General features: G+C 73.1%; 13 protein-coding genes. 8 read left to right on the top strand and 5 right to left on the bottom strand.

Annotated features, from left to right (window positions below; all coding sequences use genetic code 11):
• The first annotated feature begins 158 nt into the window (after nt 1–158).
• From EDF50_RS13985 to phoA, 3 genes are all read left to right on the top strand, one after another.
• Entirely contained in the window at nt 159–1346 is a 1188-nt protein-coding gene (locus EDF50_RS13985) for an exonuclease SbcCD subunit D (protein WP_123520123.1), read from the top strand.
• Complete coding sequence (locus tag EDF50_RS13980; protein WP_123520122.1) at nt 1343–4345, top strand: AAA family ATPase; 3003 nt, start codon at nt 1343–1345, stop codon at nt 4343–4345. Before EDF50_RS13985 ends, EDF50_RS13980 begins: the two co-directional genes overlap by 4 nt.
• A 222-nt stretch (nt 4346–4567) precedes the next feature.
• Nucleotides 4568–6502: an alkaline phosphatase gene (gene phoA, locus EDF50_RS13975; RefSeq protein ID WP_233570647.1), complete on the top strand. Its 1935-nt coding sequence runs from the start codon at nt 4568–4570 to the stop codon at nt 6500–6502.
• An 84-nt stretch (nt 6503–6586) separates the two neighbouring features.
• On the opposite strand, the gene EDF50_RS13970 is transcribed toward phoA, so the two are convergent.
• Nucleotides 6587–6841: a DUF6458 family protein gene (locus EDF50_RS13970; protein WP_123520121.1), complete on the bottom strand. Its 255-nt coding sequence runs from the start codon at nt 6839–6841 to the stop codon at nt 6587–6589.
• 157 nt (nt 6842–6998) lie between these two features.
• Between EDF50_RS13970 and EDF50_RS13965 the strand changes: the two genes are divergently transcribed.
• Nucleotides 6999–7469: a DUF805 domain-containing protein gene (locus EDF50_RS13965; RefSeq protein ID WP_158612734.1), complete on the top strand. Its 471-nt coding sequence runs from the start codon at nt 6999–7001 to the stop codon at nt 7467–7469.
• 66 nt (nt 7470–7535) lie between these two features.
• Here the strand turns inward: EDF50_RS13965 and EDF50_RS13960 are convergent, their stop codons facing one another.
• From EDF50_RS13960 to EDF50_RS13950, 3 genes are all read right to left on the bottom strand, one after another.
• Entirely contained in the window at nt 7536–7763 is a 228-nt protein-coding gene (locus EDF50_RS13960; RefSeq protein ID WP_123520119.1) for a PLD nuclease N-terminal domain-containing protein, read from the bottom strand.
• Nucleotides 7764–7961: 198 nt separating this feature from the next.
• Entirely contained in the window at nt 7962–8801 is an 840-nt protein-coding gene (gene aroD / locus EDF50_RS13955; protein ID WP_123520118.1) for a type I 3-dehydroquinate dehydratase, read from the bottom strand.
• A gap of 2 nt (nt 8802–8803) precedes the next feature.
• Nucleotides 8804–9679, bottom strand: coding sequence for a shikimate dehydrogenase (locus EDF50_RS13950; RefSeq protein ID WP_123520117.1), 876 nt, complete (start codon nt 9677–9679; stop codon nt 8804–8806).
• A 127-nt stretch (nt 9680–9806) separates the two neighbouring features.
• Between EDF50_RS13950 and EDF50_RS13945 the strand changes: the two genes are divergently transcribed.
• The 4 genes from EDF50_RS13945 to recQ all read left to right on the top strand — a co-directional run bounded on the left by EDF50_RS13945 (nt 9807) and on the right by recQ (nt 15962).
• Complete coding sequence (locus EDF50_RS13945) at nt 9807–10226, top strand: GNAT family acetyltransferase (protein WP_123520172.1); 420 nt, start codon at nt 9807–9809, stop codon at nt 10224–10226.
• 164 nt (nt 10227–10390) lie between these two features.
• A complete protein-coding gene (locus tag EDF50_RS13940; RefSeq protein WP_158612733.1) occupies nt 10391–12694 on the top strand; it encodes a bifunctional UDP-sugar hydrolase/5'-nucleotidase in 2304 nt (767 codons plus the stop codon).
• A gap of 129 nt (nt 12695–12823) precedes the next feature.
• Nucleotides 12824–13786, top strand: a complete 963-nt coding sequence (locus EDF50_RS13935) for a CPBP family intramembrane glutamic endopeptidase (RefSeq protein ID WP_123520115.1) — start codon at nt 12824–12826, stop codon at nt 13784–13786.
• Nucleotides 13787–13817: 31 nt separating this feature from the next.
• On the top strand, nt 13818–15962 hold the full coding sequence (gene recQ, locus EDF50_RS13930; RefSeq protein ID WP_123520114.1) for a DNA helicase RecQ: 2145 nt from the start codon (nt 13818–13820) through the stop codon (nt 15960–15962).
• Here the strand turns inward: recQ and EDF50_RS13925 are convergent.
• The gene (locus EDF50_RS13925; RefSeq protein ID WP_123520113.1) at nt 15923–16396 is read right to left on the bottom strand and encodes a hypothetical protein; all 474 of its coding nucleotides are present in this window, start codon (nt 16394–16396) and stop codon (nt 15923–15925) included. The two genes, recQ and EDF50_RS13925, sit on opposite strands and share 40 nt — an antisense overlap.
• Nucleotides 16397–16650 lie beyond the last annotated feature (254 nt).

Here is a 16650-nt window from a genome sequence, read left to right as displayed (position 1 = left end):
CCGCGAGGCGCGGCGCGGACCCGAGGAGGCGCGGTGCCGGACCCGAGGAGGCGCGGCCGGCTCTGTCGGAGGGCCCCGATACAGTCGGGGGCACCGACTCCGGGACCGGGTGCCGCACCGATCGCGACACCCACCGCGACACCGACGAGAGGGGCGCCGTGCGCATCCTGCACACCAGCGACTGGCACCTGGGGCGCACGCTGCACGGGGTCGACCTGCACGAGCACCAGCAGGCGTTCGTCGACCACCTGGTGGGGCTCGTGTCCGAACGCGCGATCGACGTCGTCGTGGTCGCCGGCGACGTGTACGACCGGGCCGTCCCCGCGGTGCCCAGCGTGCGCCTCCTCGGCCGTGCCCTCGCGGGGCTGACCGAGCACGCCACGGTGATCGTCACGCCGGGCAACCACGACTCCGCCGTGCGACTGGGGTTCGCGGCCGAGCTGATGCGCCCGGGCCTGCACCTGCGAGCGTCGGTCGACCTGCTCGACGAGCCCGTCGTCGTCGACGACCCCGACGGGCCGGTCGCCTTCTACGGTCTGCCCTATCTCGACCCCGACAGCGTCCGGCGCTCGCTGGCGCCCGGGGGCACCGACGAGCCGCTGGCGCGGTCGCACGCGGCCGTCGTCGGGGCGGCGATGCAGCGGGTGCGCGACGACCTCGCCGGGCGGCCCGGCACCCGGTCGGTCGTGGTGGCTCACGCGTTCGTCGTGGCCGGGCCCGCGTCCGACCGCGAGGCCGACCACGCCGAGCGCAGCGAGAGCGAGCGCGACATCCGGGTGGGTGGGGTGGACTCCGTGCCCTCGACCGCGTTCGACGGCGTCGACTACGTCGCCCTCGGGCACCTCCACGGCGCCCAACGCGTCGGCCCGTCCGGTCGCCTGCGCTACTCGGGCTCGCCGCTGGCCTTCTCGTTCGGCGAGCGGAACCAGGTCAAGTCGTCCACCATCGTCGAGCTGGCCGCCGACGGTTCGGTCTCGGTCGACCTCGTCCCGGCCCCCGTGCCGCGTCGACTCGCCGAGGTGACCGACACCCTCGACGCCCTGCTCGACGGGCGGTACGACGCCCTGCGCGACGCCTGGCTGCGGGTCTTCGTCACCGACCCCGTGCACCCCGAGCGGTTGTACACGCGCGTGGCCGAGCACTTCCCGCATGCCCTCGCGATCCACCACACGCCCGTGGGGGCGCTCGACGCGCCGACGCTCGCCCCCGTCACGGCAGAATCCGACCCGATCGAGGTCGCGGCCGACTTCGTCGCCTTCGCCTCGGGCGGGGCGCCCAGCGAGGCCGAGCTCGCGGTGGTGCGCGGCGCCTACGAGGCCGCCCGGGCGAGCGAGACGAGCGAATGAACCTGCACCGGCTGACCCTGAGAGCCATCGGGCCCTACGCGGGCGAGCACAGCATCGACTTCGCGGCGCTCGGGGCCTCGGGCACCTTCCTGCTCGAGGGCCCGACCGGCTCGGGCAAGTCGACGATCATCGACGCGATCGTGTTCGCCCTGTACGGCGGGCTCGCCGGCTCGGCGTCGACGCCCGACCGGCTGCGGAGCCACCACGCCGCGCCCGAGGTCGAACCCTTCGTCGAGCTCGTCTTCGAGAACGGCGCGGGGGTCCACCGCATCCGGCGAACCCCCGCGTACCGGCGACCCAAGGCGCGCGGTACGGGCACGACTCCGGCGAACGCGACCGCCAAGCTGTGGCGCCTCTCGTCACCCGACGCCGTCGACGGCGACATCGTCTCGATCAGCACCCAAGAAGCCGGTGCCGAGGTCTCGCGCATCCTCGGGCTCACACGCCAGCAGTTCGTGCAGACTGTCGTCCTGCCCCAGGGCGAGTTCGCCGCCTTCCTCCGCTCGACCGGCGAGAAGCGAAAAGAAGTCCTGCAATCGTTGTTCGGCACCGAGATCTACGAGCGCACCACGGCCGAACTCGTCGAGCGGCGCAAGGTCGCCAACGCGGCAGTCGACGCGGCCGACCGCGACATCGAGCTGGCCCGGGCGAGACTCCTCGAGGCCAGTGCGCTCGAGTCCGAGACCCTCGACCAGGCCCTGTCGACGGATCGCGCGGCCACCGTGCTCAGGGCCCTCGAGGCAGAGGCCGCCGACGCGTCGGCTCGACGCTCGCGCGCGGCCGAGGCCCGAGACACCGCGCGACGGTCACTCGACCGGGCGCGGGCGCTCCGGGTCGCGCTCGACCGGCGGGCCGACCTGATCGCGCGGCAGGCACTCGTCCACGAGAACGACGCCGAGATCGCCGCGGTCGGCAGGCGCGTCGACGCTGCGACGCGGGCTGCGACGGTGACCGACGCCCTCACCGCGGTCGCGCGAGCGGCCGAGGTCGAGCGCGACGCGGTGCAACGCCTGGACGAGGCCGGCCGGGTCGTCTCGGACGGCGAGGCCGCCGCGGCGGTCGGAGCGAACGAGGCTCTGAGGCGGGCGGACGTCGTCGCGCGCCGCGATGCCCGGCTCTCCGAAGTCGCCCTGCTGACCGAGGCGGCCCGGACCGAACGAGCCCTGCCCGGTCGTCGGGCAGCCCTCGAGGCGGCCGAACGGTCCCTCGTCGACGCCGACGAGCGGCGCCGTGAGCTCGACGACCGCCTCGTCGCGGCTCCCGCCGTCCGGGCGTCGCTCGTCGTCGAGCGCCAGGCCCTGGCCGACGCGTCGACCGACCTCGCGGCCGCCGAGCAGGCGACGGCCGAGGCGCGGGCACGGCTGCGTGACCTCGACGACCTCGACGCCCTCGGCCGTGCCGTCGACGCGGCGTCCGCGCGACTGAGCGACGACTCGGCGGCGGCCCTCCGGGCCCTCGACGACGAGGCGGGCCTGCGTCGACGACAGATCGAGGGCATGGCGGGTCAGCTCGCCGCCGGCCTGGTCCTCGGCGACCCGTGTCCCGTGTGCGGCTCGCGAGAGCACCCGGCGCCGGCGTCGCCCGGTGTCGAACACCCCACCGACGACCAGGTCGAGGCCGCGTCGTCGGCGGCACGGGCGGCCGAGACACGTCAGCGTGAGTCCGCCGCCCGCCACGCGACCGCCGAGGGACGCGTCGCCGAGGCCCGGCGCGCGCTGGGAGACCTGACCCGCGACGACGTCGAGACCGAGCGGGCGCGGTCGGCCGCGCGCGTCGCCGAGGCCGGCCGGGCCCGCGTCGCCCTCGCGGCGGCCGACGCGGGCCTCGTGGCGCACGACCTCGAGGTCGACCGGCTGCGCGCCGAGCTCGACGACCTCCGCGAACGGGCCGCCACCACCCGAGAGCGCATCGCCGCCGACCGGCGCGCGCTGCTCGACGACGAGGCCGAGATCGCGCGACTGCTCGACGGCCGCGCCCCGACGATCGGCGAGCTCGCCGCGACGGTGGGCGAGGGCGTCGACCGCGACACGCGCCTCCTGACCCTTCTCGACGCCGCCACGGTGGCGGCCGACGCGGCGGTCGGACGCCGCGCCGAGCTCGCCGCCGCCCTCGAGCGCAGCGGCTTCGACGACGTCGACCAGGTCGCGGACGCCGCCCTCGAGGCAGCTGACCTGGCAGCCCTCGAATCGCGGGTCTCGGCCCACGAACGCGAACGGGCGATCGTCGCGGCCGGGCTCGCCGAGGCCGAGGTGGCCGTGCTGACCGGCGACGAGGCGGCGGACGTCGAGTCGGCCGTCGAGGCCCTCGACCTGGTCGAGGCCGAGCTGGACGAGGTCACCGACCAGGCGACGCGCGCCGGCGACCGGGCCGAGCGGTCGCGCCAGGCCTTGACCGCCCTCGAGGCCGTGACGGCCGTGGCCGACGCCGCCGTCGAGCACGCCCGGGCGGTGGTGCGCATGGCGAACCTCGCCAGCGCCTCGACCGGGGAGAACGTCAAGGGCGTGACGCTCGGCACCTACGTTCTGCTGCGGCGGTTCGACGAGGTCGTGGCGGCGGCGAACGTGCGGTTGTCGGTCATGTCGAGCGGGCGGTACGAACTCGCCGCGTCCGACGAACGCGAGGTCGGATCGCGCTCGCGCAAGACCGGGCTCTCGCTCGTCATCCGCGACGCGACCACCGACACCACCCGCGACCCCGGCAGCTTCTCGGGTGGCGAGACCTTCTACGCCTCGCTCAGCCTCGCCCTCGGACTCGCCGACGTCGTGCAGGCCGAGGCCGGTGGGCTCGAGCTCGGCACCCTGTTCGTCGACGAGGGGTTCGGCTCGCTCGATCCCGACACCCTCGACGCCGTCATGAGCGAGCTCGGTCGGCTGAGCGCCTCGGGCCGCGTGATCGGCATCGTCAGCCACGTCGACGAGCTCAAGCAGCGCATCGCCGACCGCGTCGAGGTGCGACGCCGTCCCGACGGGTCGTCCGTGCTGCGCTCGACGGTCGGCTGAACGCGGGGGGCTCGGCTCTCGACTCGGCTCGGGCCCGGTCGCGCCTCGGTCGCGCCTCGCTCGCGACTCCGCTCACGGTCCACCACCCCCGCCCGAGGGTGTTCACGTGATCGGGCGTCCTCGTTCACGCGATGGCCACCGCGCAGGAGTCTGCTGATCCCCGCGCCGCGACGACTCCGTCGCTGGGCGACGGATCACGATCACGATCACAGGAGCAGAACCGTGTCGAAGAACACCCCGAACCGCCGGCGTGCGGCCCTGACGACGGGGGTCGTCGCGACGGCCGCCGCCGCAGCCCTCGCCCTCAGCCCCGTCGCCGCCTTCGCGGCCACCCCCGCGGACGTCGCCCAGAACGGCGGCGCGGCACGCAGCATCGACGACAGCACGCAGCTGCTGCTCGACTCGGTGGAGGCCGGACCCGCCAAGAACGTCATCCTGCTGATCGGTGACGGCATGGGCGACAGTGAGATCACCTCGGCGCGCAACTACGCCTACGGTGCCGGCGGAACGCTGCCCGGCATCGACGCCCTGCCCCTGACCGGCCAGTACACGACGTACTCGGTCTACAAGGACGGCGCGAACAAGGGCAAGCCCGACTACGTGCCCGACTCCGCCGCGACCGGCTCGGCCTGGGCCACCGGCACGAAGACCTACGACAACGCCATCTCGGTCGACGTCGACGGCGTCCCGCAGGACACCCTGCTCGAGATCGCCAAGGCCAACGGCAAGAAGACCGGCAACGTGTCGACCGCCGAACTGCAGGACGCCACCCCGGCCGTGCAGGCCGCGCACGTCGCCGCCCGCAGCTGCTACGGCCCGGACAGCGTCACGCAGTGCGGCGCCGACGCGCTCGACCAGGGCGGCCTCGGCTCGATCAGCGAGCAGATCATCGGCACCCGCGCCGACCTGACCCTCGGGGGAGGCGCGGCCTCGTTCGGCCAGTCGGCCCGCGCCGGCCAGTGGCAGGGCGACACCCTGTTCTCACAGGCGAAGGACCGCGGCTACCAGGTCGTGCGTGACGCCGCCGGCCTCGACGCCCTGACGGCCGCCGACCAGGCACAGCCCGTGCTCGGCACCTTCACCGACGGCAACTTCCCGACCCGCTACGCGGCGACGACGGCGACCGTGGGTGGAGCCGACCTGGCCCCGCAGACCTGCCAGCCGAACCCGGCCCGCCTGGGCGCCGACCTCTCGCTGCGATCGCTGACCGAGACGTCGATCGACCTGCTCGACACGGGTGACCAGGGCTTCTTCCTGCAGGTCGAGGGTGCCTCGATCGACAAGCGCGACCACAGCGCCGATGCCTGCGGTCAGATCGGTGAGGTGCTCGACCTCGACGAGGCCGTCCAGTCCGCCCTCGCCTTCGCGAAGGCCGACGGGAACACGATGGTCATCGTCACGGCGGACCACGCCCACACCAGCCAGATCGTCGACTCGACGCCGCCCGCCACGCTCAGCACCGCGCTGACGACGGTCGACGGCACCACGATGAAGATCGCCTACGGTACGGCCGCGGCCGGTGGCTCGCAGCAGCACACCGGCACGCAGCTGCGCGTCGCGGGCTACGGCCCCGGCGCCGCGAACGTCGTCGGACTGATCGACCAGACCGACAACTTCTTCACCATCGTGTACGCGTTGCAGCTCGACCGCGACCTCGACGGCCTCAGCACCGACGCGACGATCTCGGCTCCGACCGAGGTCGCCCCCGGCGCCGACTTCCCGGTCAGCACCGCCGGTCTCGCGGGCGACCGCCAGGTCACGGGCACGCTCGACGTCGACGGCACGGTGACCGACCTCGGCATCGCCGACGTGATCGACGGCGTCGCGACCTACACGGTGACCGCCCCCACCGCGCCCGGCAGCTACACGATCACGCTGACCGGCACGCAGAGCGGCGCGACGCTGGCCGCCACGGTCACCGTCGTCGAGGGTGCGGTCACCCCGGCACCGACGACGCCGCCCGCCGCGGTGCCCGGTGACGGCACGAGCGCAGGAGGCGCGGGTACGGCGGGTTCCGGACGCGGCCCTCTCGCGTTCACCGGTTCCGACGCGCTGCCCGCCCTGCTGCTCGCGCTGCTGCTCGCGGGCACCGGTGCCGCCCTCGTGCTGCGTCGTCGCCACCGTGCGACGTCCGCACAGGACGGCGTCCAGCTCTAGTCGCCCGACCCCGGACGCACGGGAGGCGCGGTGCCAGCCGGCACCGCGCCTCCTGCGTCCACGGGTCGCATGCGACCCCGCGGGTCAGACCAGCGGGTCGCTGTCGGTCGAGCGACGCTCGACGCGCTCGCCCGTGGCCGGGTCGACGGCGCTGCGGGTCGTGGAGACCGTCGAGCGTCGACGCGACGCGAAGGCGATGCCGATGATGGTCACGACCACTCCGGCCGCGATGAGGATGTAGCCGATCAGCTGGATGTTGATGCCTGCGACCTGGAAGTCGAGAGCGAACGCGAGGACCGCGCCGATCACGATCAAGGCGATTCCGCCGCCGATGCTCATGGGGTCTCCTTCGTCCTGCGTCGCCCCGGGTGGGCGACGGTGCCGACGCGAGGGTCGGCGGGCCCCACAGTACCGACGGGCCGCACCGAGCGGCCACGACGGGCCGGACGCGCTGAGAGGATGGTGCTGCCCGTCACCCCACACCGCAGGAGACCCCATGACCGGAGCCGCAGGCCCCGTGCCCCTCGACCAGCCGTACCACCGCGCCTCGCCGAAGGTCGCGGTCGTGCGGTTCTGGCGGAAGTACGCCACCTTCCACGGGCGGGCGAGCCGCAGCGAATACTGGTGGTGGTTCGTCATCGCGCTCGTGTTCCAGGGAGCGCTGCAGGCCTGGGCCACGGGCAGCGGCGGGACGTCGACCTGGGCCGGGGGCGACGACCGCGATTGGACCTACATCGACCACCAGGGCGTCGTCGTCGTGCTGTGGTCGGTCGTGAGCTTCCTGCCGACCCTCGCGCTGCAGTCGCGGCGCCTGCACGACGGAGGCTTCACGGCCTGGTACGTGCTCTTCTACCTGGTGCCGGTGCTCGGCTGGCTGACCCTGCTCGTCATGTCGTTGCTGCCCTCGCGCGCCTCGGGCGAGCGGTTCGACACGGGCGGCGAGCGGCAGTACCCCGGGCCCGCCTGACCACGAGCGGCGGTCGGCTCGCGCGGCCAGGGGCACCCGCACGCCTCGGCGGTCGACGACGTGACGTCAGGTGCGCGGTCCGGTCCAATCGGCCGCTGATCGATCGGCCGCCGCCTTGCCGTACAGCAACCAGGCGAGCGGCCCGATCACGGGCAGGACGAACGAGAACAGGGCCCAGGCGGTCTTGCCACCCGTGGTGAGCCCCCGCGACGAGAAGATGGTCGTCGCCGCGTAGATCCACAGCGCGAGCAGCAGCACGGTGACCCCGATGATGACGACGATATGAGATTCCATCCTCCGAGACTGTCACCCGGTCGTCCGCGACGTCCAATCGGCGTTCACCGCACCAGGGGGTTCCGGGCCGACGTGACGGCCCGCTAGCCTGTTCGGACTCCGGTGGACCCGACCGCCGTGGTGGTCCTGCAGAGCGACGTCCGTCGCTCGTCTCCCGGTGGTGGACGCTGCGAGGGTCGGGCTGCCGGAGCCCTGCGCTCAACCCAGCTGTGCCTCGTGGACCAGGTCGAGCGCCGCCCGCAGTCCGGCCGCGGGCACCTGGCCGGGTGCGCTGGACGCCCCCACCGACCCGAAGGTCAGGCACGAGCCGAAGGTTTCGCCCGCGAGTCGGGACACGACACCGAGCGGCCCCATCGACATGGTGACGGCGGGCACGATCCCGGCTCCGGCGCGGAACTCGGCCGTCGCCCGCATCAGGGTCAGCACGTCGTCCGTGCCGACCGGCATCGCGGCGAACTTGACCACGTCGGCGCCGTTCTCCTGCTGCTCGAGCAGCCGCGACACGATCTCGCCCTGCGCGGGGGTGCCGCTGACGTCGTGCGACGACATCACCACGACGAGGCCGGCCTCGTGCGCCGTGTCGACGAGCCCGCCGAGCAGGTCGGGGTCGGTGTACATCTCGACGTCGACGGCGTCGAGCAGCCCGGTGGCCATCGCCGCGCGCAGCACGGCGTCGTAGGTGGCCGGGGCGACGTCGCGCTCGCCCCCTTCGGGTTGGGTGCGCAGGGTGAAGAGCAGCGGCAGGTCGGCGTCGAGCGCGCCGCGCACCCGCCGGACGACGTCGGCCACCAGGTCGAGGTCGGCCGTCCCCGTCGCCTCGGCGCCGGTGCGCGCGGGCTCGTCGGGGTCGGGTGCCGCGGCGAAGGCGGCGTCGACGAAGTCGATGCGCAGTTCGACCAGTTCGGCCGTGTCGGTGCGCAGAGCCGAGGCGGCCTCGAGCAGCGCGTCGGCGGTCCGGGCCACGAGCGGCACGCAGACCGCGGGTCGTCCGCCGCCGAGCACGACGCGGCCGACCGAGACCGGCAGAGGCGTTGCCATCGTCAGCCCGCCACGCTCTCGGTCGTCGACCGCCCGCGGGCCGTCAAACCCACGGAGGCGCGCATCGCGTCGCGCAGGACGCCCTCGTCCGTCACCGGCTCGTCCTGCGCCCCGCCGGCGAAGAGCCGCACCTGGCCGAGCGCCTGCTCGACGAGCATGTCGAGCCCGTTGACGGCGAGGCCGCCGTCCTCCGACCAGCGAGACGCGACACGGGTCGGCCAGGGCTCGTACGCGACGTCGAGCAGCACCGACGAGGCGCTGACCGGACGCAGGTGCAGGTCGTCGGCGGCACCGCCGGGCAGCGTGCTGATGACGAAGTCCAGCGGACCGAGGGACGGCAGTTCGGTGAGCGGGGCGACCATGACGTCGGCGCCCAGGTCGGCCGCCAGGGAGGTCAGTTCGCCGGCCCGCATCGGGTTGCGCAGGTGGATCGAGAACGACCGGGCGCCGAGGTCCCATGCGGCGGCCATGGCGGACAGGGCCGTCGCGCCCCCGCCGAGGATGGTCGCCGCGGCAGGACGGGCCTCGTGGAAGCCCTCGACGGCGCGCACGATGCCGTCGACGTCGGTGTTGTGCCCGTGGCGTCGACCGTCGTCGTCCACGACGACGGTGTTCGCGACGCCGAGGCGCCGGGCGAGCGGCGAGACCGTGTCGAGCAGGGGCAGCACCTCGCGCTTGAGCGGCATCGTCAGGCTCAACCCGCGCCAGCCGGCGTCGAGGCCCTCGACGAAGTCGGCGAGCCCGCCCGAGGCCACCTCGACGCGGTCGTAGTCGAAGGGCAGCCCGAGGTGCTCGTACGCCGTGCGGTGCAGCACGGGTGACAGGGAATGCTCGATCGGCGACCCGAGGACGGCGAGACGTCGGCGAGCATCGGTCACGGGTGGGCCCCTCCCTGTCGACCGCGGCTCGGACGACGACCCACCCTAACGCGAGGCCCCTGAGGGGTGCGGGGCGGTGGCGACCGGCGCCGCGCCTCCTCGGCTCGGGGTCTGGCAGGCTCGGCGGATGCAGATCCGACCCTTCGACGAGGCCGACACCGAGACCGTCGTGGCGCTCTGGGAGCGCTGCGGGCTGACCCGCCCGTGGAACGACCCGCGACGCGACATCGAACGCAAGCTGACGGTGCAGCGCGAGCTGTTCCTGGTCGGTGTCGACGACGAGGAGGCGCTGGTCGCCACCGCCATGGCGGGTTACGACGGCCACCGGGGCTGGGTCTACTACGTCGCGGTCGACCCCGGTCGACAGGGCGAGGGCTTCGGGCGGCAGCTCATGGCCGAGGTGGAGCGCCTGCTCGTCGAGCGGGGCTGCCCCAAGGCCAACGTCCAGGTGCGCACCGGGAACGAGCGGGTACGGGCGTTCTACGAGCACCTGGGGTACTCGGTCGACGACGCGTTCGGCATGGGCAAACGGCTGATCGCCGACTGAGGAGGCTCGGTCGTCGACGCCGCGACGACGGGCCCGGTAAACAACGTGTGACGATCTTCGGCGGACTCTTGTCGAGTGCCCAGCGAGAACTTATGGTCGTGTGCAGGTGCCCCTCTCGGGGGGTGCCGTCACGCCCGAACCGCCTTCTCAGGAGCACGACGCCCATGCGCACCAGCCCCCCGTCATCCGAGTCCGTCCCGACGGGAGGCCGGCGGCGAGTCCGCGGCGCGGCCCTCGCGTCCGTCGCAGCCGGCACCCTGTTGCTCGGTCTCGTCGCCGCCGCACCGGCCCAGGCCGTGCCGATCACGATCGACCTCGTCGGCATCAACGACTTCCACGGTCGTCTCGAGGCCGACCCTCCGGGGTCTCGTGCGTCCATCGCCGGTGCCGCCGTCCTCGCGGGCGCCGTCAAGTCCGTCGAGGCCGAGAACGCGAACACGCTCTTCGTGTCGGCCGGCGACAACATCGGCGCCTCGACCTTCACCTCGTTCATCCAGGACGACGAGCCCACCCTCGACGCCCTCAACGCCATGGGCCTCGACGTCAGCACCCCGGGCAACCACGAGTTCGACAAGGGCCAGGCCGACTTCACCGGTCGCGTCCAGGCGAACAGCGAGTTCCCGTACGTGAACGCGAACATCCTGAAGAGCGACGGCACGCCCGCCTACCGGCCGTACGTGGTCGAAGAGGTCGGCGGCGTCCGCGTCGCGTTCATCGGAGCCCTCACCGAGACCATGCCGACGCTCGTCAGCCCGGCCGGCATCGAGGGGCTCACCTTCGCCCCCGTCGTCGACTCGGTCAACGCGGTCGCCGACGACATCGTCGCGACCGACGCCGCCGACGCCATCGTCCTGTTGCTGCACGAGGGCGCCGAGACCGGCAGCGTGGACTCCGTCACCGGTGACAACGCGTTCGGCGAGATCGCCCGCGGCGTCTCGGGCGACGTGTCCGCGATCTTCTCCGGGCACACGCACCAGGGCTACGACTACCTCGTCTCGCCGTCCGACGGCGGGCCGCAACGGGCCGTCGTGCAGACGGGCAGCTACGGGACGAACCTCGCCCGGGTGACGATGACCGTCGACCCCGCCGCCACCGTTTTCCGCGACCGGGTGACGATCGCCTCGCACCGTCTGGTGCCGCTCTACAACGCTTTCACCCCCGACCCCACGGTCCAGGCCATCGTCGCCGAGGCCGTCGACGTCGCGGCCGACCGAGGGGCCGAGGTCATCGGTTCGATCAGCGACTCGTTCAACCGCGCCTACAACGCCAACCCGGACGCCAACGGGCTGCCCGTGTCGAACCGGGCCGGCGAGTCGACGCTCGGCAACTTCGTCGCGGACATCCAGCTGGCGTCGACGACGGCGAACGGTGCCCAGCTCGCCTTGATGAACCCCGGCGGACTGCGGGACGACCTGCCCTTCGTCGCACCGGACGGCGACGTGACCTACAAGGCCGCCGCGGCCGTGCAGCCCTTCGCCAACACGCTGGTCGTGGTCGACATGACCGGCGCCGAGATCCGTCAGGTGCTCGAGCAGCAGTGGCCGACCGCCGCGCGCAACAGCACCCTGAAGCTCGGCACGTCCGCGGGGCTGACCTACACCTACGACCCCGCCGCGTCGGCCGGCTCGCGCATCGCGACCGTCTCGCTGGGCGGTGCGGCGCTCGACGACGCGACCGTCTACAAGGTGACCGTCAACTCGTTCCTCGCCTCGGGCGGCGACGGCTTCGCCGCGTTCGCCAACGGTCGTGCCCACGCCGACAGCGGCAAGGTCGACCTGCAGAGCCAGCTCGAGTACTTCGACACGCAGGCCGACGATCCCTCCGACCCCGACTTCGCGTCGCGTTCGGTCGGCGTCTCGGGGCTGACGGCTTCGCCCGTCGGTGGATTCGTCGCCGGTGACACCGTGTCGATGACCTTGTCGTCGCTCGTCCTGCAGCAGGCCGCCGCGGACGCGTCGGGCACCGTGACCGCGACTCTCGACGGTGTCGAGCTCGTCTCGGCACCCATCGACGAGACGATCATCGACAACTCGGACGAACAGGGTCGCGCCACCGTGAGCTTCGTCGTCCCCGAGGGCATCACCGCCCCCGTCGCCGGGCCCGTCACCCGATCGGTCCTGCTCACGGTCGACGGCACGGGCACCACGGCATCCGTCCCGGTCGTCTTCGCCGCCGCGGCCGCTCCCGTGGTCGTCACGCCGACCGACCCGGGCACCACGCCCCCGGTCACCGCCCCGGGCGGCACGGTGCCCGGTGGAACGGTGCCCGGCACCACCCCCGCGTCGGGTTCGGGCAGCACGCCCGTCGGCACGGTCCGCAACGCCGACGGCTCGTTGGCCTTCACCGGCCAGGACGGCCTGGGCCTCGCCGCCCTCGCCGCGCTCGCCCTGATGCTGGCCGGAGGCTCGGCGCTCGTCGTCGCCCGCCGTCGCCGGCTCCGCGCGACCGCGACCTCCCCCGAGGCCTGATCCTCGGAGGGCACCCTCGCACCACCGTCTGGACGTCGCACCACGGAACCTCGTGGTGCGACGTCCAGTTCGTGGTGCGACCCCGGGCCGGGAGGCCGAGCCCGGCCGGGGCTCCCGTACGCTCGTCGCGTGACGACGTTCGCCTACCACCGCCTGTTCCGCTCACTTCCCTCGTACCGGTGGTGGAAACCGCTGCTCGCGGCCGTCGTGGCGGTGGTCACGTACCTGCTCGCGTCGATCGTGGTCTACGTGGGCATCCTCGGGGCGACCACGGCCGTCGGCGGCACCGCAGCCGCCCAACGACTGCAGCGCGGCATCGAGGGCGACGCGCTGGCGGCCGCCGACCCGCTCGTGCTCCTCACGACCCTCGCCTCGATCGCGGTCATGCTGCCGGCGATCATGCTGGGCGCCCTGATCGTCGGCCCCGGTGCGGTCGGCGGCCTCTCGAGCGTCGCGGGGCGGCTGCGGTGGCGGTGGCTCGTGCGGTGCGTCGTGCCGGGGCTCGCCTTCATGGCCCTGACGGTCGGGCTCAGCTACGTCGTGGTGCCCCCGCTCACGGGTGAACCGATCGGCAGCGGGCCGGTCACCACGCCGGCGGACACCCTCGTCTGGGCGGTCGTCGTCATCCTCGTGGTCACGCCGTTCCAGGCGACGGCCGAGGAGTACGCGTTCCGTGGCCTGGCCATGCAGACGATCGGTTCGTGGCTGCGCTACCCGATCGCGGCCATCGTGCTTCCCACGGTGGGGTTCGCGTTCGGGCACGACTACAACGCGTGGGGCATGCTCGACGTCGCCGTGTTCGGGGTGGCGGCCGCCTACCTGACCTGGCGTACGGGCGGGCTCGAGGCGGCCATCGTCGCGCACGTGCTCAACAACACCGTGCTCTTCCTGCTGTCGGCGCCCTTCGCGGGTGTCGAGTCGAGCGACGGCAGCCCCCTCGCCCTCGCGGTGACGGTGGTCTCGACGCCGCTCTACGTGTGGCTCGTGCTGCGGGCGGCCCGGCGCTCCGGTCTCGTCACGACGCGGGGCGTTCCGCTCGTCCCCAGCGCGCCTCCGGCCGACGGCCGTCCCCAGGAGGCGCGGGTCGGCTGACCGCGTCGTCGGCCGCTCGTAGACTCGTCGCGTGACCCCCACCGCCTCGCCCGCCCTGGCCCCCGACGCCCCCACCGCCGCCCTCGACGTGCTGCACCGGGTGTTCGGCTACGACCGGTTCCGCGGCCAGCAGGCGCAGATCATCGACCAGGTGGTGCACGGCGGTGACGCCCTCGTGCTCATGCCCACGGGCGGCGGCAAGTCGCTCTGCTACCAGGTGCCCGCCCTCGTGCGCGACGGCACGGGCATCGTCGTCTCGCCGCTGATCGCTCTGATGCAAGACCAGGTCGACGCCCTCGAGGCCGTCGGCGTGCGCGCGGCGTTCCTGAACTCGACACAAGACGCCGACCGTCGTCGTGCGGTCGAGCAGGCGTTCGTGGCGGGCGAACTCGACATGCTCTACCTCGCGCCCGAGCGGCTCAAGCTCGAGTCCACCAAGTCGTTGCTCGACCGGGGTCACGTCTCGTTGTTCGCCATCGACGAGGCGCACTGCGTGGCCCAGTGGGGTCACGACTTCCGCCCTGACTACCTCGAGCTGTCGGTCCTGCACGAGCGCTGGCCCGACGTGCCGCGCATCGCGCTCACGGCGACGGCCACCGAGACCACTCATCGCGAGATCTCGCGGCGCCTCGAGCTCGACGACGCGAAGCACTTCGTCGCCGACTTCGACCGGCCGAACATCCAGTACCGCATCGAGGCGAAAGACGGCCCGCAGCAGCAGCTGCTGCGGTTCATCCGCACCGAGCACGACGGGGACGCGGGCATCGTCTACTGCCTGTCGCGCAAGTCGGTCGAGAGCACGGCCGAGTTCCTGGTCAAGCAGGGCATCCCGGCCCTGCCGTACCACGCGGGTCTCGACGCGCAGACCCGCGCGCGCAACCAGGCGCGGTTCCTCCGTGACGAGGGCATCGTCATGGTGGCCACCATCGCGTTCGGCATGGGTATCGACAAGCCCGACGTCCGTTTCGTCGCCCACCTCGACCTGCCCAAGTCGGTCGAGGGCTACTACCAAGAGACCGGGCGTGCCGGGCGTGACGGTCTGCCCTCGACGGCGTGGCTGGCCTACGGGCTGCAAGACGTCGTGCAGCAGCGGCGCATGATCGACCAGTCCGAGGGTGACGCCGAACACCGCCGCAAGCTCGGTGCCCACCTCGACGCGATGCTCGCGCTCTGCGAGACCGTCGAATGCCGTCGCGTGCAGCTGCTCGGCTACTTCGGGCAGGCGAGCACCGCCTGCGGCAACTGCGACACCTGCCTCACTCCGCCCGAATCGATCGACGGCACGGTGGCGGCGCAGAAGCTGCTGTCGACCGTCGTCCGGCTCAAGCGCGAGCGCAACCAGCAGTTCGGCGCGGGGCAGATCGTCGACATCCTGACCGGCAAGTCCACCCCCAAGATCGTCCAGAACCGCCACGAACAGTTGTCGACCTTCGGCATCGGCACCGAGTTCGGCGACGTCGAGTGGCGGGGCGTCGTGCGGCAGCTGCTCGCCCAGGGGCTGTTGGCGGTCTCACCCGACGGGTACGGCACGCTGCTGCTCACCGACGCGGCGGGCGAGGTGCTCTCGGGCAGCCGCACCGTCCGGCTGCGGCGCGAGCCCGAACGTCCGGTGCGCTCCGCCCGCCTGCGGGGCGGGCCGGGTTCGTCGGGCCGCGGCTCGTCGCGAGGTGCCGCCGAGCTGACGGGCGACGACGCCGCCTTGTTCGAGACCCTGCGCGAGTGGCGTGCGGGTGTCGCCCGAGCGCAGGGCGTCCCGGCCTACGTCGTCTTCGGCGACGTCACCCTGCGCGGCATCGCGTCCACGCGTCCCACCTCGCTCGACGACCTCGCGGGCATCAGCGGCATCGGTCAGAAGAAGCTCGACACGTACGGTCAGCAGGTGCTCGCCGTCGTGGGCGGCACGGCTCCGGCCGACGCGGCGGCCGCCGGTCCGGACGCGGCGAAGTCACCGGCCGACGGGGGCGACACCGCGGCCCGCCCGGCCAGCCCGACGGCGGCACGCGCGGCCCGGACGGCCGGTGTCGCCCCGGCAGCGGCTCGTCGTGCTCGATCCGCCGCTCCGCCCGCGGTCGACGAGATCCCCGAGGTGCCCTCCGACGATCTCTACGACCTGCCGTCCGACGCCCCGTTCGACCCTTACGACGACGCGCCGCCGCCTCCCGAGGACTGGCGCTGACCCGGGGCTGCCGGGCCGAAGCCGAGCGCCGGGAAGGCCTGCGACAGGACGACCAGCGCGATCGTCGTGATCACCATGGCCTCGAACCCACCGAGGAACGGCTGCCCGTTCATGCGGGCGACGTAGGCCGCGGCGAGCAAGACGGCACCGCCCGCCGGAGGGGCCAGACCGATGACGCGCATGCTCGTCTGGTCGAGGGCAGCGCCTCGTCGCGTCCGGCGGACCGACGAGACGGCCACGACGACGAGCGCGAGCCAGACGATCGCCGACAGCACGTACAGGCCGGTCGCCACGACGGTCGCGGTGAGACCGACGCCGACCGAGGTGCCGGCGCCGACGATGCTGGCGACGGTGAAGTAGGTGTAGATCAACGCGGCTCCGCTGAAGACGATCGGTAGGCGCGACGCGCGGCCGGTCACGGTCTCGTCCTCCACGGCGTTCCTCTCCTGTCGTCGGGGTCGCCGTCATGGGTGGGCTGGGCCGACGTGGCCTCGCGACGTCCGTTCCGCGTGTCGGGCCGTACCCTCGACGAGGTCTCGGTCGGGGGATCGTGAACCGGACGGGCGTCCTGTTTCTGTCGGACTCCGACGATAGGGCTCGCGACGGTCCGCGGCAATCCGCCACGAGGGGGACATCCGCTGTTCCCCGAATCGGGTGGTGCGGGTGGGTGTCGACGAGACCCGGGTGA

This window comes from Frigoribacterium sp. PhB24 (assembly GCF_003755185.1).
In the GTDB taxonomy this organism is placed as follows: Bacteria; Actinomycetota; Actinomycetes; order Actinomycetales; family Microbacteriaceae; genus Frigoribacterium.
Note: the sequence above shows the minus strand (reverse complement) of the source record. Positions and strands in the feature narration are given on the sequence as shown.

Coding starts and splice junctions, on each gene's coding strand:
- EDF50_RS13980 (WP_123520122.1), top strand. CDS start 1,343: ATGAACCTGCACCGGCTGACCCTGAGAGCCATCGGGCCCTACGCGGGC.
- EDF50_RS13940 (WP_158612733.1), top strand. CDS start 10,391: ATGCGCACCAGCCCCCCGTCATCCGAGTCCGTCCCGACGGGAGGCCGG.
- EDF50_RS13960 (WP_123520119.1), bottom strand. CDS start 7,763: ATGGAATCTCATATCGTCGTCATCATCGGGGTCACCGTGCTGCTGCTC.
- EDF50_RS13965 (WP_158612734.1), top strand. CDS start 6,999: ATGACCGGAGCCGCAGGCCCCGTGCCCCTCGACCAGCCGTACCACCGC.
- aroD (WP_123520118.1), bottom strand. CDS start 8,801: ATGGCAACGCCTCTGCCGGTCTCGGTCGGCCGCGTCGTGCTCGGCGGC.
- EDF50_RS13945 (WP_123520172.1), top strand. CDS start 9,807: ATGCAGATCCGACCCTTCGACGAGGCCGACACCGAGACCGTCGTGGCG.
- EDF50_RS13970 (WP_123520121.1), bottom strand. CDS start 6,841: ATGAGCATCGGCGGCGGAATCGCCTTGATCGTGATCGGCGCGGTCCTC.